At 70.5% G+C, this 19998-nt stretch carries 14 protein-coding genes; 9 read left to right on the top strand and 5 right to left on the bottom strand.

The features are described 5' to 3' along the window. Window positions 1–52 precede the first annotated feature (52 nt). On the bottom strand, window positions 53–1105 hold the full coding sequence (locus tag CP970_RS39905) for a fatty acid desaturase family protein (protein WP_055545277.1): 1053 nt from the start codon (window positions 1103–1105) through the stop codon (window positions 53–55). Between the two features lie 248 nt (window positions 1106–1353). On the opposite strand from CP970_RS39905, the gene CP970_RS39900 reads away from it, so the two are divergent. The 3 genes from CP970_RS39900 to CP970_RS39890 all read left to right on the top strand — a co-directional run bounded on the left by CP970_RS39900 (window position 1354) and on the right by CP970_RS39890 (window position 7402). After that, window positions 1354–4221, top strand: a complete 2868-nt coding sequence (locus CP970_RS39900) for a DEAD/DEAH box helicase (protein ID WP_079043328.1) — start codon at window positions 1354–1356, stop codon at window positions 4219–4221. Continuing rightward, entirely contained in the window at window positions 4218–5531 is a 1314-nt protein-coding gene (locus CP970_RS39895) for an SWIM zinc finger family protein (RefSeq protein WP_055545276.1), read from the top strand. Before CP970_RS39900 ends, CP970_RS39895 begins: the two co-directional genes overlap by 4 nt. A 503-nt stretch (window positions 5532–6034) precedes the next feature. Next, window positions 6035–7402 (top strand): esterase-like activity of phytase family protein, encoded by a 1368-nt coding sequence (locus tag CP970_RS39890; protein WP_055545305.1) that lies wholly within the window; start codon window positions 6035–6037, stop codon window positions 7400–7402. A gap of 64 nt (window positions 7403–7466) precedes the next feature. Here CP970_RS39890 and xylA read toward each other — a convergent pair whose 3' ends face one another. Further along, window positions 7467–8633 (bottom strand): xylose isomerase, encoded by a 1167-nt coding sequence (gene xylA, locus CP970_RS39885; RefSeq protein WP_055545275.1) that lies wholly within the window; start codon window positions 8631–8633, stop codon window positions 7467–7469. Between the two features lie 123 nt (window positions 8634–8756). Here xylA and xylB point away from each other — a divergent pair, with 123 nt between their 5' ends. The 6 genes from xylB (at window position 8757) to exaC (ending at window position 16807) form a co-directional block, all read left to right on the top strand. Next, window positions 8757–10208 (top strand): xylulokinase, encoded by a 1452-nt coding sequence (gene xylB / locus CP970_RS39880; protein ID WP_055545274.1) that lies wholly within the window; start codon window positions 8757–8759, stop codon window positions 10206–10208. 14 nt (window positions 10209–10222) lie between these two features. Further along, entirely contained in the window at window positions 10223–11431 is a 1209-nt protein-coding gene (locus CP970_RS39875) for an ROK family transcriptional regulator (RefSeq protein ID WP_055545273.1), read from the top strand. Between the two features lie 477 nt (window positions 11432–11908). Next, window positions 11909–12940, top strand: a complete 1032-nt coding sequence (locus tag CP970_RS39870; protein WP_055545272.1) for an acetamidase/formamidase family protein — start codon at window positions 11909–11911, stop codon at window positions 12938–12940. Between the two features lie 121 nt (window positions 12941–13061). Then, the gene (locus CP970_RS39865) at window positions 13062–13661 is read left to right on the top strand and encodes an N-acetylmuramoyl-L-alanine amidase (protein WP_055545271.1); all 600 of its coding nucleotides are present in this window, start codon (window positions 13062–13064) and stop codon (window positions 13659–13661) included. A gap of 76 nt (window positions 13662–13737) precedes the next feature. Beyond that, the gene (locus tag CP970_RS39860) at window positions 13738–15006 is read left to right on the top strand and encodes a GAF domain-containing protein (RefSeq protein ID WP_055545270.1); all 1269 of its coding nucleotides are present in this window, start codon (window positions 13738–13740) and stop codon (window positions 15004–15006) included. Between the two features lie 277 nt (window positions 15007–15283). After that, a complete protein-coding gene (gene exaC, locus CP970_RS39855; protein WP_055545269.1) occupies window positions 15284–16807 on the top strand; it encodes an acetaldehyde dehydrogenase ExaC in 1524 nt (507 codons plus the stop codon). A gap of 169 nt (window positions 16808–16976) precedes the next feature. Here exaC and CP970_RS39850 read toward each other — a convergent pair whose 3' ends face one another. The 3 genes from CP970_RS39850 to CP970_RS39840 form a co-directional block, all read right to left on the bottom strand. Continuing rightward, a complete protein-coding gene (locus CP970_RS39850; RefSeq protein ID WP_055553979.1) occupies window positions 16977–18011 on the bottom strand; it encodes a FecCD family ABC transporter permease in 1035 nt (344 codons plus the stop codon). Further along, a complete protein-coding gene (locus CP970_RS39845; RefSeq protein WP_055553981.1) occupies window positions 18008–19057 on the bottom strand; it encodes an iron chelate uptake ABC transporter family permease subunit in 1050 nt (349 codons plus the stop codon). The genes CP970_RS39850 and CP970_RS39845 overlap by 4 nt, the downstream gene beginning before the upstream one ends. A 180-nt stretch (window positions 19058–19237) precedes the next feature. Beyond that, window positions 19238–19984: a helix-turn-helix domain-containing protein gene (locus tag CP970_RS39840; protein WP_224058969.1), complete on the bottom strand. Its 747-nt coding sequence runs from the start codon at window positions 19982–19984 to the stop codon at window positions 19238–19240. Window positions 19985–19998 lie beyond the last annotated feature (14 nt).

Below are 19998 nucleotides of genomic sequence, written 5' to 3'. Positions count from 1 at the left end.
CTACTGGTTCCCGTGCCGCTCCACCCTCGTCGACAGTCGGGCACCTCCCGCTCTACTCGACGCGGAGAGGCTCCCCGACCTCGTACATGTGCCGCAGAACCTGACGGTAGGAGTCGACGAATCCCGCCTCGGTGTAGGACATGCCCAATGAGGCGCAGTGGGCACGTACGAGAGGTTGGGCGAGCCGCAGGTGAGGGCGGGGCATGCTCGGGAACAGGTGGTGCTCGATCTGATAGTTGAGCCCGCCCAGGAACCAGTCGGTCGCCAGGCTGCCGCGGATGTTGCGCGAGGTGAGGACCTGACGGCGCAGGTGCCCCCAGCGCTCCCCGTCCGGATCGGGCATCTCCATGCCCTTGTGGTTGGGCGCGAAGGCGAGTCCGAGGTGCAGGCCGAACAGCGCCTGGTGGATGGCGGCGAAGGCGATGGCGTGGCCGAGGGGCATGGCGGTGAGCAGCAGCGTCACATAGCCGACGAGGTGGGCCACCAGGAGGGCCCCTTCCACGACGCGTTCACGCGGGGCCTGCCTACGCAGATCCTGGAATCCGTAGACCTTCATGGCGACGCCCTGGAGCAGCGTCAGAGGGAAGAAGAGCCAAGCCTGGTTACGGGTGAGCCAGCGCCGGAATCCCACGCGAACCTTGGCCTGCTTGCTGGTCCACACCAGGACATCGGCGGCGACGTCGGGGTCCTTGTCGATGTGGTTGGGGTTGGCGTGGTGTCGGTTGTGCTTGTCGTTCCACCAGGCCGAGCTCATCCCGAGCAAGAGATTGCCGTGTATGAGCCCCATGACGCGGCCGGCAGTGCGATTGCCGGATATCTGTGAGTGGCCCGCATCGTGGCCGATGAAGGCCGTGCGGGCGCACAGGACGGAGAGTACGGGAGCGAGCAGCAGTACCCACCAGGACGTTCCCAGGAGGAACATGCCGACACCCACCGCCGCCAGCGCCAGGGCGTTGATCGCGACGGTGCGCGTGTACCAGTCGATGCGGCGGTCCAGGAGGCCCTGCTCCTTGACCGTGCGCAGAAGGGGCGCGAAATCACTTCCGGCGTGCTGCCTGCCAGTACTGACAGGGGAGCGTTCCGCGACTGCGGCGGCCTGGGGCATGCTGGGTCTCCGGTCTCCGTAACAACGGGCTGACCTGTAAAAATGTACGGATCAGTGACCTTCGGCGACCATGGCGCCACCCCCCGTGTCAAGGCGGGGGAAAGCACCGCCCGACAGGGGGGCTGGCTACACCCCCGCGACACGGAGTGACGCGTATCACCACTACGCACCCCCCGTGAAGACGTGAATGTGTTGTACCCTCGGCCGCTCCAGCTCCAGTAGTCAAACTTGAGGAATGCGCCATCGCTGTGCACGGACTCCCTGCCGTATCCCCCTCCGAGATCTCCGAACTGTCCCACTGCTCCGTGCTGTTCGTGCCGGGCGATCCGGCACGCGGCGGGCGCGTGGCCTTCTGGCAACCCGATGGCACTGAGCTCCCCTCGATCACCGCGGGGACTCTCGAGGAACTGACCGTCGCCGTACCGGGCGACGACGGCGTCGAGCTCGCCGACGTGATGGCACTGCTCCTCCCGGTGCGCGTAGCGCTGCCCGTCCTCACACGCGCGCGTGCCGCCTCGGGCACGCACCCCACGGCCGCCTTCTGGGGCACCGCGGGCGTGCTCGCCCTGCAGCTGGCGGCGAGGGGCCTGCTCCTGCCCGGGCTCACCAGCAGCGATCACGACGCCTGGCGTACCGGCCCGCTGGGAGCCGATGACGTGCGGCGGCTGCGCGACCTCGCTGCCGCGATGCCGCCCGCCGCACACGCGCACCCCCTGGACCACACCGTGCCACCGCGGCTGCCCGAACCGGAGCGCCTGCTGCGCCAGTTCCTCGACGCCGTGGCCGATACGCTGCCGCGCTCCCCCGCCGCCGCGATGGCCACGGGCGGGCCCGCCTTCACCGTGGCGGAACCGCAGCATGTTCCCGAACAGCGCGCCTGGGCCCTGGACGTGGCCGCCGGTCACGACGCAGGCGTGCGGATCTCCCTGCGGGTGGAGATCCCCGGCCTCATTTCGGAGACCGAAGGCGGTACCCGGCTGCCGTTCCGTGCCGTACTGCAACTGCACAGTGTCAGCGACCCCTCGCTCGTCGCGGACGCCGCCGAGGTGTGGGCCGGATCCGGTACGTCGGCGCAGGCGTTCGGGTCGCGCGCGCGGATGGACGCCCTGCTCGCGCTGCGTCGCGCCACGCGCGCGTGGCCGCCGCTGGCCCCGCTGCTCGCCGCCACCGTGCCCGACGCCATCGAACTCGCCGACGAAGAGGTGACCGACCTCCTCGGGGAAGGTGCGCGGATGCTCTCGGTCGCGGGCGTCGACGTGCACTGGCCCAGGGAGTTGACGCGCAACCTGACGGCGCGCGCGGTCATCGGCCCGCCGGACGACGAAGGCCAGGGGCCGCAGAAGCTGTCCTCGGACACACCGTCGTTCCTCTCGGCCGACGCACTGCTGGCCTTCAACTGGCGGTTCGCGCTGGGCGATCAGCAGCTGACCCGCGAGGAGCTGGACCGCCTCGCCGAGGCCAACCGCCCCGTGGTGCGCCTGCGGGACCAGTGGGTGCTCATCGACCCGGACGAGGCGCGCCGCGCCCGTGAGCGCCACGACCGCAAGGTCACCCCGATCGACGCCCTCGGTGCCGCTCTGACCGGCACCACCGAGATCGGCGGCCAACGCGTCGACGTGCAGCCGACCGGCTGGCTCGCCACCCTTCGCGAGCGCCTGGCGGACCCGGAGGGCATGGATCCCGTCGGGCAGCCCGCCGCGCTCGCCGCGCAGCTGCGCGACTACCAGCTGCGCGGCCTGAACTGGCTGGCCCGCATGACCTCGCTGGGCCTCGGCGGCTGTCTCGCCGACGACATGGGTCTCGGCAAGACGATCACCCTCATCTCGCTGCACCTGCACCGCCAGCTGGATAGGGAATCCGCGGGCCCCACGCTGGTCGTCTGCCCGACGTCCTTGATGGGCAACTGGCAGCGCGAGATCGAGAAGTTCGCACCGGGCACCGCCGTACGGCGCTTCCACGGTGCCCGTCGCAGCCTTGAGGACCTGGCCGACGGCGAGTTCGTGCTCACCACCTACGGGACGATGCGGCTCGACGCGGAGACGCTCGGGCAGGCCCCTTGGGGCATGGTCGTCGCCGACGAGGCGCAACACGTCAAGAATCCTTACTCCGCGACGGCCAAGCAGCTGCGCACCATCGGGGCACGCGCGCGCGTGGCGCTCACCGGCACTCCGGTGGAGAACAACCTCTCCGAGCTGTGGGCCATCCTCGACTGGACGACGCCGGGGCTGCTCGGAAAGCTCGGCACTTTCCGCACCCGTTATGCGCAGGCCGTGGAGGGCGGGACGGACCCGGGCGCGGCCGAGCGGCTCGGTCAGCTCGTACGCCCGTTCCTACTGCGGCGGCGTAAGTCCGATCCGGGCATCGCGCCTGAGCTTCCGCCGAAGACGGAGACCGACCGTGCGGTATCGCTCAGCACCGAGCAAGCAGGGCTCTACGAAGCGGTGGTGCGGGAAACGCTCGCGGAGATCTCCGGGGCGGACGGTTTCGAACGGCGGGGGCTGATCGTCAAGCTCCTCACCGGCCTCAAGCAGATCTGCAACCACCCGGCGCAGTACCTCAAGGAGGACGAGCCGAGGATTTCGGGTCGCTCCGGGAAGCTGGAACTGCTCGACGAACTGCTCGACACGATCCTCTCCGAGGACGCGTGCGTACTCGTCTTCACGCAGTACGTCCAGATGGCCCGGCTCATCGAGCGGCATCTGTCGGCACGCGGCATCCCGTCGCAGTTCCTGCACGGCGGCACTCCCGTAGCGGAGCGCGAGGCGATGGTGGAGCGCTTCCAGGAAGGCGCGGTCCCGGTCTTCCTCCTGTCGTTGAAGGCGGCGGGGACCGGGTTGAACCTGACCCGTGCCGAGCACGTCGTGCACTACGACCGCTGGTGGAATCCGGCGGTCGAGGCCCAGGCCACCGACCGCGCGTACCGCATCGGTCAGACGCGGCCTGTGCAGGTGCACCGGCTGATCGCCGAGGGCACCATCGAGGACCGCATCGCCGACATGCTCCTGCGCAAGCGGGAGTTGGCGGACTCCGTCCTCGGATCCGGTGAAGCGGGGCTCACCGAACTGACCGACTCCGAACTGTCCGATCTGGTCGAGCTGCGAGGGGGCGCGCGATGAGTGACGCGTACGACGAGGAATACGACGGCGCGAACAACGACGGCCCGGGCACGGACGAGCGGACCTTCGCCGCACTGCCGCCCGCGCACGGGAGGGGTTTCGCGCAGAGCTGGTGGGGCCAGGCATGGCTCAAGGCATTGGAGGACACGGCCCTCGACCTGCAGCAGTTGAAGGCGGGGCGGAGCCTCGCGCGCGCGGGATCCGTGGGCGCGGTGTCGGTGCGGCCCGGCCGGATCACGGCAGTCGTTCAGGGCCGTGACGGCACGCCGCACCGCTCCGACGTCCTGCTGCAGGAGCTGAGCGAGGACGAGTGGGACCGTTTCCTGGGGATGGCAGTCGAACGGGCCGGGCACATCGCGGCGCTCCTCGACCGCGAGATGCCCCCGCACCTGGTGGAGGACGCGGCCGCGGCGGGCGTCGAACTCCTGCCCGGCATAGGCGATCTGGAGCCCGAGTGCGACTGTGACGCGTGGGACCACTGCGGGCACACGGCCGCCCTCTGCTACCAGATGGCGCGGCTGCTGGACCAGGACCCCTTCGTCCTGCTGCTGATGCGGGGCCGCGGGGAGCGTGCGCTCCTCGACGAGCTCCAGGTCCGCAGCGTGGCACAAGCCGATGCGCAGCTGATTCCAGAGGAGACGCACGATGCGGCTCCAGAAGGCGTGAGCGCCGCTCAGGCGTACGCGGAGGGGGCCGTGCTCCCGCCGCTGCCACCGCTCCCCGCGCTGCCGCCAGAGCCGGGTCTGCCGCCCGCGCTCGACACGGAGACGGACCCGGCTGCCGGTCTCGATGTGGCGGCGCTCGAGTTCCTGGCGGCGCAGACTGCCGTGGAGGCGTACCGGCTGCTGGCCGACGCGCTCGCTTCCGGCCATGAACGACTCCCTGTGGGACGTGAGTTGACTCCGCGCGAGGATGCCGTACGTCTGGCGGCCGGGGCCCCTGATGAGGAGATCGAGGCACGGCTCGCGGCCGGGTCCGGGCGCGGCCGGGACGGTCTCGCGCTCGCCGTCCGTGCCTGGGAGTACGGCGGTCATGCGGCGCTCTCCGTACTTGAGGAGGAGTGGACTCCACAGGAGGAGTCGTTGGCACGCGCGCGTGCCGCGCTGGATGCGGCGTGGGAAGAGGACGAACGGCCCCGGCTGCGGGCGGCCGACAACCGCTGGACCCTGGTCGGCGCCGACGCCCAGGTACGGCACGGCGTGGACGGCCGCTGGTGGCCCTACCGCAAGGAGCGCGGTCGTTGGACCCCGGCCGGACCTGCGGCACAGGACCCGGCGACGGCACTGGCCGTGGCGACCGGTAGCGAGTAACGAGTCACGCAGGGCGGTCCGGCCAGGGCCTGAGGTCCTGGCCGGACCCGATGCCGGAAGCAGGGCCCAAGGGGGCACGGGCGTACGACATGACGCATGGCCGAAACGCACGCGGCGCCCACCGGCGCATCCACGCGGGGCGCCCGTGCGCCGGGAACACCGGCGCACGCACTCACTCTGGCCAGCGATTGAGCGAGGGCATGACATCCGCGAGCGTGGGTCGCGTCGGTTCAGGGAGATCCGACCGCAACAGGAGCCGCCCCAGGCTCATCTGCGGGGGCATCGGATTCGTCAGCTCCGTGCGTGTGACCCGTCCGAAGGGAGTGATCAGGGCACCGGGCCCCACGACTACTGATCGGACCGATGGTCGACGACGGCGCCTCCTGCCCCTCGCGGGAGGCGCCGTCAGCGCGACTCCCGCCGTTCACCTTGTGGACCCTTGACGTTCGTGGCGGCGGCGAAGTCTGGCCGCTGTGACCGAACTCGTGCCCCAGAAGGCCCCGATGTCCCCGCACGCCGCCCGCAAGCGCCGTGTCCGCCGTTCCCTAGCTGTCGGCGTGCCGCTCGCCGTGGCCACCGCGATGGTGGTGACCGGCACCGCGATGGGCAGCCAGCAGAGCGCAGACCGCAAGCACGGTGCCCACAAGAAGGCGCGCGTCACCCACACGGCCACCCTGGGAGACATCCCTCTCGGCACGTTCAGCAATTCCCTCCTGCCGGGAACGGTCGACAACGACCGCGGCGTGGATCTCGGCGGCATCGGCAGCGACCTCTACCCGGCGGGCCGCAAGGGCGAGTTCTGGACAGTGACCGACCGCGGCCCCAACGGCCAGATCAAGGTGGACGGCAAGAAGCGCCGCACCTTCCCTGTGCCCGGCTTCGACCCCGCGATCGTGAAGATCCGGGTCTCCGGAGAGACCGTCAAGGTCCTCTCCGCTGTGCCGATCACGACTTCCTCCGGGAAGCCCGTCACCGGACTACCCAATCAGAAGGGGCGCGACGAAGCGCCCTACACGTACGACGCGCAGAAGCCCGTCTCCTACGACCCGAACGGTCTGGACACCGAAGGGGTCGTGCGGGCGTCCGACGGCAGCTTCTGGCTGGTGGACGAGTACGGGCCGTCGCTGATCCACGTCTCCGCGCGCGGGAAGGTGCTCAAGCGTTACGTCCCTGAAGGGCTCGCCCTGCGGGGCGCGGACTACCCCGTGGCCGAGGCGCTGCCCGGCATCTTGATGCACCGCAAGACGAACCGCGGCTTCGAAGGGCTCGCCCAGTTGCCCGGGGGCGACCTGGTGATGGCGGTGCAGAGCCCTCTGTCCCTGCCGGACGAGGACGCGGGTGAGGCGTCGCGGACGACGCGACTGCTGCGCTTCTCGCCGAAGAAGCAGGCAGTCACCGCCGAGTACGTCTACCGCTTCGATCCCGTGGACGTCGTCGACCCGGGCGAGGACGACACCTCGGAGCTGAAGATCTCCTCCGTGGTCGCCGTCGGGCGCGATCGGCTGCTCGTCCAGGAGCGCACGGACAAGGCCGCGCGACTGCAGAGCGTCACCCTGGACCGCCGGTCGAACATTCTCGGCCGCAAGTGGGACAACGAGACCACCAAGCCCTCGCTGGAGCAGCTCGACGACCCCGCAGCCTCCGGAGTGCCCGTCCTGCGCAAGCGTCTGGTGGTCGACCTGGGTGCGGTCGACGGCGTCCCCGGCAAGATCGAAGGCGTCGCCAAGGTCGACAGCCGCACCCTGGCACTCATCAACGACAACGACTTCGGGATGACCGACGGCCCGGAGGCCTTCGACAAGAACGGTCGCCTGGTGGACAGCGGTGTGGAGACGACGGTCACGTACGTAAAGCTGCCTCAGAAGTTCTGAGGCAGCGACCTGTTTTCCGGGAGCGGGGGTTAGGGCGGCCAGCCCCCGCCCCCGGAGATCTCGCTCAGCCCCGGGCGCCCAGCAAATGGTCCATGGCCAGCTGGTCGAGGCGCTCGAAGGCCATCCCGCGCGCGGCGGCGCTCTCCACGTCGAATGCCTCATAGGCGGCCCGGTCGGCGAGCAGCCCGCCGAGGCCGTCGTCGGCCGTGGGCACCGCCAGTTCGTCCAGACGCGAGGCCCTCAGGGCCTCCTGCACTTCGGGGTCGGCCCGGAAGGCGGCCGAACGCTCACGCAGGATCAGGTAGTTGCGCATGCAGCCCGCGGCCGATTCCCACACCCCTTCGTAGTCCTCCGTCCGCGGCGGCTTGAAGTCGAAGTGCCGCGGTCCGTCGTAACCGCCCCTCTCCAGGAGGTCCACCAACCAGAACGCGCTGCGCAGATCACCCGCGCCGAACCGCAGGTCCTGGTCGTACTTGATGCCGGTCTGGCCGTTGAGGTCGATGTGGAAAAGCTTGCCCGCCCACAGGGCCTGGGCGATGGAGTGCGGGAAGTTCAGGCCCGCCATCTGTTCGTGGCCCACTTCAGGGTTGACGCCGTACATGCCGGGCCTCTCCAGGCGTTCGATGAACGCGAGGGCGTGCCCGACGGTGGGCAGCAGGATGTCGCCGCGCGGCTCGTTGGGCTTGGGCTCGATCGCGAACCGCAGGTCGTAGCCCTGTTCGAGCACGTACTCGCCGAGTAGGTCGAACGCCTCCTTCATGCGGTCGAGGGCGCAGCGCACGTCCTTCGCGGCGCCGGATTCCGCTCCTTCCCTGCCACCCCACGCGACATAGGTGTGCGCGCCCAGTTCCACCGCCAGGTCGACGTTGCGGATCGTCTTGCGCAGCGCGTAGCGGCGTACGTCGCGGTCGTTGGCGGTGAACGCGCCGTCCTTGAAGACGGGGTGGGTGAAGAGGTTCGTGGTGGCCATCGGCACGACCAGACCCGTCGTGTCCAGCGCCTGCCGGAAGCGTTTGATGTGCGCTTCGCGCTCGGTGTCCGACGATCCGAACGGGATCAGGTCGTCGTCGTGGAACGTCACTCCGTAGGCACCTATTTCGGCGAGGCGCTGTACCGATTCGGCCGGATCGAGCGGAGCCCTGGTGGCGTCGCCGAACGGGTCCCTGCCCTGCCAGCCGACGGTCCACAGGCCGAAGCTGAACTTGTCCTCAGGAGTGGGCTGGTAGTTCATGTGCGGCTCCCTCGACTATTTCGTCATGGCGATTTACAAATTAGTATCCGAGGGCTCCGCTGGGAAGGTCGGGGAGGAAGTCCGGGGCCCCGTCCCGGGAAAGCCGCAGGAACGGAGAGCTCAATGTCATCATCGCCAGCAGCCCAAGGGCCGCTCGTCGTCGGTGTGGACACCTCCACGCAGTCCACCAAGGCCTTGGTCGTCGACGCCGCCACGGGACGCGTCGTCGCGAGCGGCCAGGCCCCGCACCGGGTCAGCACGGGCGACGCCCGCGAGAGCGATCCCCAGGAGTGGTGGGACGCCCTGTGCGCGGCGCTTCGCCAATGCGGGACCGCCGCGCGCGAGGCATCGGCGGTGTCGGTCGCGGGACAGCAGCACGGCCTCGTCGCGCTCGGTGCCGATGGCACACCGGTGCGGCCCGCCCTGCTGTGGAACGACGTCCGTTCAGCCGCGCAGGCCCGGGAGCTCGTCGAGCGGCTCGGCGGCCCCAAGGCGTGGGCCGAGCGCGTCGGCAGCGTTCCGGGGCCGTCCTTCACCGTGACGAAATGGGCCTGGCTCGCCGAACACGAGCCCGCGGCTGTCCGGGCAACCAGGGCGGTGCGGCTGCCCCACGACTACCTCACGGAGCGTCTCACCGGATGCGGCACGACCGACCGCGGCGATGTCTCGGGCACGGGATGGTGGGCCTCCGCCTCGGAGACGTACGACGAGGAAATCCTCGGCATGGTGGGGCTGGACCCGGCGTTGCTGCCCCGAGTGGCGCGTCCCGGAGAGGTCGTCGGCACCGTACGAGGAGGCGATCTACCGTTCTCCCAGGGCACGCTGGTCGCGCCCGGCACCGGTGACAACGCGGCAGCGGCCCTCGGGCTCGGGCTGCTCCCGGGTACGCCCGTGTTGAGTCTCGGCACATCGGGCACGGTCTACGCGGTCTCGGAGCATCGCTCCACGGACGCCACGGGAACCGTCGCGGGCTTCGCCGACGCGCGTGGCGCCTGGCTGCCGCTGGCCTGCACCCTCAACTGCACCATGGCCGTCGACAAAGTGGCCGCGCTCCTGAGCCTGGACCGTGAGGCGGTGGAGCCGGGCGGCACTGCCACGCTCCTGCCCTATCTGGACGGCGAGCGGACCCCGAATCTCCCCCACGCCTCCGGGATCCTGCACGGTCTGCGGCACGACACGACACCCGGGCAACTCCTGCAGTCGGCATACGACGGTGCCGTCCACTCGCTGCTCGACGCCCTCGACCAGGTGCTCGACGCGGACGCCGACCGGTCGTCTCCGTTGCTGCTCATCGGAGGCGGGTCGCGCGGCGCCGCTTGGCAGCACACCGTGCGTCGCCTGTCCGGCCGTCCGGTGCAAGTTCCCGAGGGCAAGGAGCTGGTGGCGCTCGGCGCCGCCGCGCAGGCCGCCGGAGTGCTGACCGGTGAGGATCCGGCCGCGATCGCCCGGCTTTGGGGCACGGCCGAGGGGCCCGTGCTCGACCCCGTGGAACGGGATGAGGCGAAGCTCGCGCGGATCTCCGAGGTACTCTCCGACGCGGCGCCGCTGCTCGTCAGGGCGCCTCATGGGGAGTGAGGGCTGACGAAGGCATGACCGCACCGCTGCACGAGGAACGCCGGGGCACGAACGGCGCGCGGCTGCCCGACACCCAGCAGGGCATGCGCCGCCGCAACCTCTCCCGAGTGATGCACACGGTGGCCGCGCACGGCCCGCTGTCACGGGCCGCCGTGGCCTCCCACATCGGGCTCACCCGGGCCGCCGTCTCCACCCTGGTCGACGAGCTGATCCGCACCGGGCTGCTCGACGAGTTGGGCCCCGAGCGTCCGAGCCGGGTGGGCCGCCCCGGATCGGCCCTGGCGGTCAGCGGTCGAGGGCCGGTCGGCATCGGCGCCGAAGTGGGCGTCGACCACCTCGCGGTATGCGCGGTCGATCTGCGCGGTGAGGTGCGGGCCCGCACGGTGCGGCAGGTCGGTAATCGCCATCGCGCGCCCGAACCGGTGCTCGAAGAGCTCTCCGCCATGATGGAGCGGCTGTGCGCCGAAGTCCGGCAGGCGGGCCTGTCCCCCGCGGGCCTCGCCGTCGCCGTGCCCGGTCTCGTCACACGTGACTCGCGGACGGTGGTCCGCGCCCCCAACCTCGGCTGGCGCGACATCGACCTTGCCCCGCTTCTACCCTCTGACCTGCCGCTGACCGTGGACAACGAGGCCAATTTCGGTGCCCTCGCGGAGCTGTGGCTCGGCGCGGACACACCGGAGGACTTCCTCCACGTCTCGGCGGAGATCGGCATCGGAGCCGCCCTGGTCGTCGATGGCCGACTGCTGCGCGGAGCACATGGATTCGCGGGCGAGTTGGGACACGTACCGGTGCGTCCCGAGGGCCCGGCCTGCCCCTGCGGTGGGCGGGGCTGCCTGGAGCAGTACGCCGGTGAGGAGGCGGTGCTGCGCGCGGCCGGCCTGGAGCCGGGTGAGGATCGGGTCGGCCTGCTCGCCGATCGGGCCGCCGCGCAGGACGCTGAGGTGCGGCACGCACTTCACGGTGCGGGCACGGCATTGGGCATCGCGCTCACGGGTGCCGTCAACCTCCTCGATCCGCGAGCCGTGGTGCTCGGTGGCGCTCTGTCGAGGCTGGCGCCATGGCTGCTGCCATCGCTGGAGAGGGAATTGACCGGGCGGACCGCGGGACGGGCCTGCCGTGTCACCGTGTCCGAGATCGGTCCGGACGGGCCCTTGCTGGGGGCGGCCCACTCGGTGATGCGAGCCGTGCTCGATGATCCGGTGGCGGTCGCAGGCGGCGGATAGGCGGGGCACGGGGCGGAGTCCGGGGGCGGATCAGGCAGCGGCCGAGCGGGTAGTGGGCGCCTTGCAAAGGTCGAACCGGTAATGGTCGCCCGGCAGCGGCCGACCGGCTGGGATCAGCAGCGACGGCCGACCCACCTGAGACCAGCGGCTGTACGCGACGCGGGATGAGTCAAGACCGCAGAGGTTCTGGCGCCTGCCCTCCCCCGTTCGAGTGGCCGAGTTTTCCACAATCCCTCACCTGTACACAGATGCGAGGCGGGCCCTTCCACCTCAACCAGCAGGCGCCGTAACGTAATTCGTGCGAGGCGCAGCTGCCCTACCGGCGGTGGTCGTCCACGCCGATCGGGGGATTCATGTGTCGGGGGAAAGCTGGACGAGGCCCGAGGCCGGACCAGTGCGGCTCGGCGACGAGCCCGCGCCGGTTCCAGATCAGTTCGACGAGCACGGCCTCTCCGGCCAGAGCGGAGCAGTACAGCGATGAGCGACCCTCGGATCCTGACCGTGCGCCCCGAACCCGGCGAGTACGCCTGGACGTTCGGCGGCGCCCCGCCTGTCGCCCGCATCACACCAGGAACCGTCCTCGACCTCTTCACGGAGGACTGCTTCGCGGGGAACGTGCGCTCGGAGAAGGACCTCGTCTCCGAGGTCTGCCAATTCCCTTATCTCAATCCGCAGACGGGGCCCTTCCATGTGGAGGGAGCCGAGCCGGGTGACACGCTCGCCGTGCACTTCGTGTCGATCGAACCGGCCCGCGATTGGGCGGCATCGACCACGGTCCCCTTGTTCGGCGCCCTCACCTCCACGCACGCCACCGCGTCCCTGCAGCCACCGCTTCCCGAGGCCGTATGGATCTGGCAGCTCGACCGGGCCCGCCGCACGGCGCGATTCGCCTCGCGTGACAGCGACTTCGAGACCGACCTGCCGATGGACCCCATGCACGGCACCATCGGCGTCGCGCCCGCCCACCTCGAGGTCCGCTCGGCGCTCGTACCCGACGCCCACGGTGGAAACATGGACACACCCGAGATGCGCGCCGGAGTCACCTGCTATCTCGGGGTGAACGTCGAGGGCGCCCTGCTGAGTCTCGGCGACGGGCACGCGCGGCAGGGCGAGGGCGAGACGTGCGGGGTCGCCGTCGAGTGCGCCATGAACACTGTGGTGATCGTCGAGCTCTTGAAGGGGGTCTCCACCCCGTGGCCGCGCCTGGAGTCCGATACGCACATCATCTCGACCGGGTCCGCCCGGCCGCTGGAGGACGCGTTTCGCATATCCCAGCTGGACCTGGTCCAGTGGCTGGTGCGGGACTACGGATTCAGCGAGCTGGACGCCTACCAGTTCGCGACGCAGACCGTCGAGTCGCCGCTCGCCAACGTCTGCGACACCAACTACACCTGCGTGGCCAAGCTCCGCAAGGACTGGCTTCCCGCACGCGAAACACATCGCGGACTGCACGCGCGGCTGCGCGAGGTCGCCACGACGCTGCCGCGTGGGGGCCTCCACTCCTCCTAAGGCCCCATGTCCCGACGTTTGGCCCTATGCCCCCAACTTGAGTCCTACTCCCCGAAGTTCATCTCCCCTCTCAAGTGCAGCGCCAGTCCAGCCGTTCCCCCCACCGAGAGGCAGGCCAGTCATGGATCGAGCAAGACGCTTCCCGAGCAGGCGCCGACTGTTGCAGGGTGCGGTCGCCGCGGCGGTTCCCGCGACGCTGCTGCCCACCGTTCACGCGAACGCGCAGGACCGTGCGGGCGACTACCCGCCGGCCGAGTGGGTGCCCGCCAGCACTTCCAACTACACGGCGTCCACCCGGCCCAGCGCCTACACCATCGACTACGTGGTCATCCACGTCACGCAGGAGACGTACGCGGACGCTCTCGCGATCTTCCAGAACCCGGCGAAGCAGGTGTCCGCCCACTACGTGGTGCGCTCCAAGGACGGGCACGTCGCCCAGTGTGTCCGTAATCGCAACGTCGCCTGGCATGCGGGCAACTGGAGCTACAACACCCACAGCATCGGCATCGAGCACGAGGGCTGGGTCGACAAGCCGCAGTACTTCACCGACGCGATGTACCAACAGTCCGCCGCGCTGACCTCCGCCATCTGCACGAAGTACGGCATCCCCAAGGACCGCGAGCACATCATCGGGCACTCCGAAGTCCCCGGCGCCGACCACACGGACCCCGGACCGTACTGGGACTGGTCCCGCTACATACGCCTCGTCAACTTCGCCTGAGGCACCCGGGCCGCTTGTCGGCTTCCGCTCCTGGGGCGACGATGGCGACACCCCACCGCCGTCCCAGGAGGCCGAGTTGACCGATCCGTGGGTGGCTCTCAAGCCGGGCACCGATCCCACCGAGCAGGCACGGGAGCTGCGCCGGGCGCACGAGGACTTCACCTCCAGGGGAACGGTGGCGCGGCCGGTGCGCCCGGTCGTGGCCGACTCATGGCGGCGGTCGGCCAGGGCGCGGGTCAGTCCGGAGGCCACGGGCGCGGCGGTGGAGCTGACCGATGGTGACCTCGGTGCGTATCGCGCGGAGCATCCGTTGGCCCGGGTGATGCCGCTGTTCCGCGAGTTGATGGGCACCTTCGCCTCGGATGGCGAGCATCTGCTGGCCGTGTGCGACGCACAGGGCAGGCTGTTGTGGGTCGAGGGACACGCGGCGACGCGGCAGCGCGCGGGGCGGATGAACTTCGTTCCGGGCGCGCGGTGGGCCGAGTCCGCCATGGGCACGAACGCGCCGGGGACGGCGGTCGCCGTCGACCGTCCGGTGCAGGTGTTCGCCGCCGAGCACTTCATGCGGCGTGTGCAACCGTGGACGTGCGCCGCGGCTCCGGTGCACGATCCGCGCACCGGGCGGCTGATCGGCGCGGTCGACATCACCGGTGGGGACGGCCTCGCGCACCCGCACAGCCTCGCATTCGTGCAGGCTGTGGCGCGGGCAGCGGAGTCCCAACTGGCGCTGCTGGCACCGCCGATGCGGGCCGAGGACACGGTGGAGCTGACCACGTTGGGGCGAGAGGAAGCGCTGCTTCTGGTAGGCGGCCGGAAGGTGCGTCTCAGCCGCAGGCACAGCGAGATCGTGGTGTTGCTCGCTCGCCATCCGGAGGGGCTGACCGGTGACGAGCTGCTGTACGCGCTGTATGAGGACGAGTCGGTGCCGAAGGTGACGTTGCGGGCGGAGATGGCGCGGCTGCGGCGGGTGCTCGGTGCGGAGTTGCTGCGGTCGCGTCCGTATCGTCTCGCGGCGCCCGTCGAGTGTGACGTCGACACGGTCGAGCGTCGGTTGGGGGCCGGTGCGGTGACGGCGGCCGCCGCCGCGTACGCCGGTCCGCTGCTGCCCGGGTCCCAGGCACCCGCGTTGGCCCGGCTCCGGCGCAGGCTGGCCGATCAGCTGCGTACGGCGTTGGTCGACCGCAACGATCCCGATCTGCTGGCCGATTGGGCGCACGCCCCGTGGGGCGAGGAGGACCTGGTGGTGTGGCGTGCGCTGGCCGCGCTGCGCCCGACAGCAGCCGTCCTGGCTCGTCTGCGGGCGCTCGACGCCGAGCTGGCCGCGCCAGGGCACGGCCGTGCGTAGCCCCCCTCGGGCCGGTGATCAAGCCCGCCCTGCCCCATGCCGGTGCGAGTATCGGCGCCAGCCCCGCCGCCGGTGCCGGTGCCCATCCCAGTACCGGGCCGGTGCCGATTCCGGTGCCAGTCTCGAAACCGGTGCCAGTCCTGATGCCGATACCGATGCCAGTCCCGATGCCGATGCCGTGAGGTGAGCACCGCAACGTACATGCAACGTCCGCGCTCCTAGCCTCCGGGCGAGAGCTGCCCGACGGCGGGCAGTCTTCCCCGGGAGGCCAGCCAAGATGACCCGTTACGCAGCGCCCGGCACCGAGGGCGCGATCGTCTCCTACCAGTCGCGCTACGACAACTTCATCGGCGGCGAGTACGTGGCGCCCGCCCGCGGCCAGTACTTCGAGAATCCCAGCCCGGTCAACGGACAGGCCTTCACCGAGATCGCCCGGGGCACGGCGGAGGACGTGGAGCGTGCCCTCGACGCGGCGCACGCGGCCGCACCGGCGTGGGGGCGTACGTCTGTCACCGAGCGCGCGGACGTCCTGCGCAAGATCGCCGACCGGATGGAGGCCAACCTCGAACAGCTCGCGGTCGCCGAGAGCTGGGAGAACGGCAAGCCGATCCGCGAGACGCTGGCCGCCGACATCCCGCTCGCCATCGATCACTTCCGGTACTTCGCGGGCGTCATCCGTGCGCAGGAGGGGTCGCTGAGCGAGGTGGACGAGGACACCATCGCGTACCACTTCCAGGAGCCGCTGGGCGTCGTCGCGCAGATCATCCCGTGGAACTTCCCGATCCTGATGGCGACATGGAAACTGGCACCGGCACTCGCGGCCGGAAACGCCGTCGTTCTGAAGCCCGCCGAGCAGACTCCGGCCTCGATCCACTACTGGCTGAGTCTGGTGGCGGATCTGCTGCCCGCCGGTGTCGTCAACATCGTCAATGGTTTCGGCGTCGAGGCGGGCAAGCCACTCGCGTCGAGCCCGCGCGTCGCCAAGGTCGCCTTCACCGGGGAGACCACGACGGGGCGGTTGATCATGCAGTACGCCTCGGAGAACATCAAGCCGGTCACGCTGGAGCTGGGCGGCAAGTCGCCGAACATCTTCTTCGACGACGTGTGGGCCGCGAACGACGACTTCCGGGACAAGGCGCTCGAGGGCTTCACGATGTTCGCCCTCAACCAGGGCGAAGTCTGCACCTGTCCGTCGAGGGCGCTCGTGCAGCGCGGCCACTACAGCGAGTTCATCGAGGCGGCGATCGCCCGCACGGAGCAGATCAAGGCCGGGCACCCGCTCGACACCGACACCATGATCGGCGCGCAGGCGTCCAACGACCAGTTGGAGAAGATCCTCTCCTACCTGGACATCGGTCAGCAGGAGGGCGCCAAGGTGCTGACGGGCGGTCAGCGGATCGAGTACGACGGTGAGCTGGCCGGAGGTTACTACGTCCAGCCGACCATCTTCGAGGGCGACAACCGGATGCGGATCTTCCAGGAGGAGATCTTCGGCCCCGTCGTCTCGGTCTCGTCGTTCAACGACTTCGACGACGCCATCAAGATCGCCAATGACACGCTCTACGGTCTCGGTGCCGGAGTGTGGACGCGGGACATCAACACGGCCTATCGGGCGGGCCGTGCGATCCAGGCGGGCCGCGTCTGGACGAACTGCTACCACGCCTATCCGGCGCACGCGGCCTTCGGCGGCTACAAGCAGTCCGGCATCGGCCGTGAGAACCACAAGATGATGCTGGAGCACTACCAGCAGACCAAGAACATCCTCACGTCCTACAGCCCGAAGAAGCTCGGGTTCTTCTAGACCCTGACGTCGGGGTGTCTAGACCCTGACGTCGGGGTGTCTAGACCCTGACGTCGGGGTGCGGCGCCTGAAGTCGGGTGCCTGAAGCGAGCCTTGTGCCTCAGGCACCCGACCAAGCACCCGACCGCGACCGGCCTCCCCCTCCCCCCCCTGTCCGTACCAACAGCCCCTAAGCCCCCCGTCGGCCCTCCCGCACCAGCAGTACCAGCAGATACGCCCCGCCGACACACACGGTGACCGCGCCTGTCGGCAGCAGTACGCCGGGGATCGCGTGCTGGGCCGCGATGTCGGCGCCGAGCAGCAGGACCGCGCCGACGAGCGCCGCACCGGCGAGGTCGACGGAGCCTCCCTGCCCGGTGAGGCGGCGGGCGATCTGCGGCGCCGCCAGCGCGACGAACGCGATGGGGCCCACCGCGGCGGTCACCGCGGCGGTCGCGGCGACGCCGAGGACGACCAGCATCACCTTCGTGCGCTCGACGGGTACGCCCAGCATCGCCGCGGTGTCGTCGCCCAGTTCGAGCCGCCGCATCCGGCGCTGTGCCACCGGGGCCGCGATCGCGACCCCTGCGAGTACGACGGCGGCCATGGTGACGGCGGGCCAGCCGACCGCGCTCAGCGAGCCCGCGCCCCACACCGCGGCCCGCAGCGCGGTGTCGACATCGGCCTTCACCGAGAACCACGTGTTGGCCGAGGACAGCAGCGCGCCGACCGCGATGCCCACGACGATGAGCCGGAAGCCCTGCACACCCCGCCGGAACGCCAGCAGATACACGGCGAACGCGGTGATGAGACCGCCGACGAGCGCGCCCGCCGCGAGCGCCGCGTAGCTGGTCGCGCCTGCCAGCAGGGTGAGGACCACACCGGTGTAGGAGCCGGTGGTGAAGCCGATGATGTCGGGGCTGCCGAGCGGATTGCGGGTCAGGGACTGGAAGATCGCACCGCCCACGGCGAGCGCGGCCCCGAACAGCACGGCGGCGACGATGCGCGGCGCCCGCCACTCCAGGACGACGGTACGGACGCTGTTCCTCGCCGTACCCGTCATGACGGCGGTCAGGTCGCCGAGGCTCAGCGGGTAGCTGCCCAGGGTGAAGGCCCACAGGACCAGTGCGATCAGGACGACCCACAGCAGTCCGCACACCACGACCGCGCGGCGCGTCACCCGCAGGCTCAAGGGCCCCGCCCTGAGGACGAAGAACCCGCTCACAGTTCCCTCGCCCGGCTTCCGCGCACCAGCACGATCAGTACGGGGGCGCCGATGAGGGGCATCATCACGCCGACCGGCAGTTCGGTCGGCATCACGATCAGCCTGCCCAGGACATCGGCGACCAGCACGATCACCGGTGCGAGGACGGCCGAATAGACGAGGATCCAGCGCCAGTCGGGCCCGGTCAGCCAGCGCACGGCGTGCGGCACCATGAGGCCGACGAACACCAGCGGGCCCGCCGCGGCGGTCGCCGCGCCGCACAGCAGGGCCACCGCGATCACCACACCGCACCGCGTCGCGCCGACCCGCAGCCCGAAGGCCCGCGCCGCGTCGTCACCGAGGGCCATCGCGTTGAGCGGGCGCGCACAGCAGACGGCGACCAGCAGACCGGCCAGGACGAACGGCGCGATGGCGGCGGCCGTGCCCGTCGGGCGGTCGGTGATGGTGCCCGCGTCCCAGAACCTCATGCGGTCGAAGGTCTCCGTGTCGATCAGTGCGAGGGTCCGGGAGATGCCGGAGAGCACCGCCGTGAAGGCGACACCGACGACGGTGAGCCGTAGCGGCGACGGGCCGCCCCGTCCGCCGCTCGCGGCGAGGTAGACCAGCGCCGAACCGGCGATCGCCCCGATGAAGGCGAAGGGCAGGTACTGCTCGATACGCGTGACGCCGAAGACGGCCACACCCAGGGTGACGGCGAAACCCGCACCGGCGTTGACGCCGAGTATCCCGGGATCGGCGAGCGGATTGCGGGTGAGCGCCTGGATGAGCGACCCCGCCACACCCAGCGACACACCGACGAGGACACCTACCAGCGTGCGGTCGACACGTGCCTCGCTGATCGTGGCGTGGGACGCGGAGCCGTCGGGGGCGGTCAGCGCCTGCCACACCACGTCCAGCGGGAGCATCGCCGAACCGATCGCGACGCTGAGCAGCACCGCCACCAGGAGCACGCCGACGGCGGCGCCCAGGCCGATGAGCCGACGCGTCCCGCGACGCGACGATGTGGTCGGCGGGGGCGCGGTCGTCGTCGCGAGCGCCTGTGCCATCGAACCTCCCTGACTGCCCGCCACCCGGACAGCCCGAAGTGCCGTACATACTCGAACTGCTACGTGAACTGCTGCGTGAACTACTGCGTGAACTACTGCATGCGCTGCACGTGCCGGACGTACTGCATGCGCTGGACACGCTGAACGTGCCCGTGCCGCCCGTGCCGCCCGGCTCCCGGATCAGCGCGCCCCGAGCGCCCCCACCGCGTCCGCCGTCAGCGCGCTCACCGGTACCCCGGACTCGCGGCTCAGCGCGCGCAGCAGTCCGGCCCGGGTCGCGTAACCCGCCGCCCTGGCCGCCGCCGTCAGTTCGCCTCCGCCGCGAAGGTGTTCGACGGCGGCGTTCATCCTGGCCCGGTTCCGCCACCGTGTGAAGGGCAGTCCGGTCTCGTCGATGAAGACGCGCTGCACCTGGCGGGGGCTCATCCGATGCTGTGCGGCGAGCCGTTCCAGCGTCGCGGAGGGGGTGCGCAGGGCCTCGCGGGCCAGGGCGCGCACCACGGGATGGACGGGCAGCACCACCGGAAAATATCGTCGGGAGATGCCCCGGAGGACGCGCCCCAGCGCCTGCCGGAAGGGCTGGATCTCCTCCGTCGTGCTCGGCGCAGCGCCGAGTGTGGTGGTCATGACGTCGACGACGGCGGGCACGGCCCCGAGCGGCTGCACGCGGCATCGGGGCAGGTCACCGGGGTTGAGGGTGGGTCCGAGCGCCATCCCGCCCGGCTCGATGCGCAGCGCGTGCGGCACCCGGGGAGCGAGCCAGATCGCCTCCTGTCGGCCCAGCCGCCACTCCTCGCCGTCGGCGAGCAGGCGGGCGGTTCCGGTGACCACGTAGATGAGGTGCGGCTCGTCGTGCTGATGCGTGTCGTGTCCGAGGAAGCGGATGGCGTTCGCGGCGACCACGGTGCCGAGGGACGTCGTCGGCAAGCGTGCCTCCCGTT

This window comes from Streptomyces kanamyceticus (genome assembly GCF_008704495.1).
In the GTDB taxonomy this organism is placed as follows: Bacteria; Actinomycetota; Actinomycetes; order Streptomycetales; family Streptomycetaceae; genus Streptomyces; species Streptomyces kanamyceticus.
The sequence above is the reverse complement of the archived record's forward strand: the minus strand, read 5'-3'. Positions and strand labels throughout refer to the sequence as shown.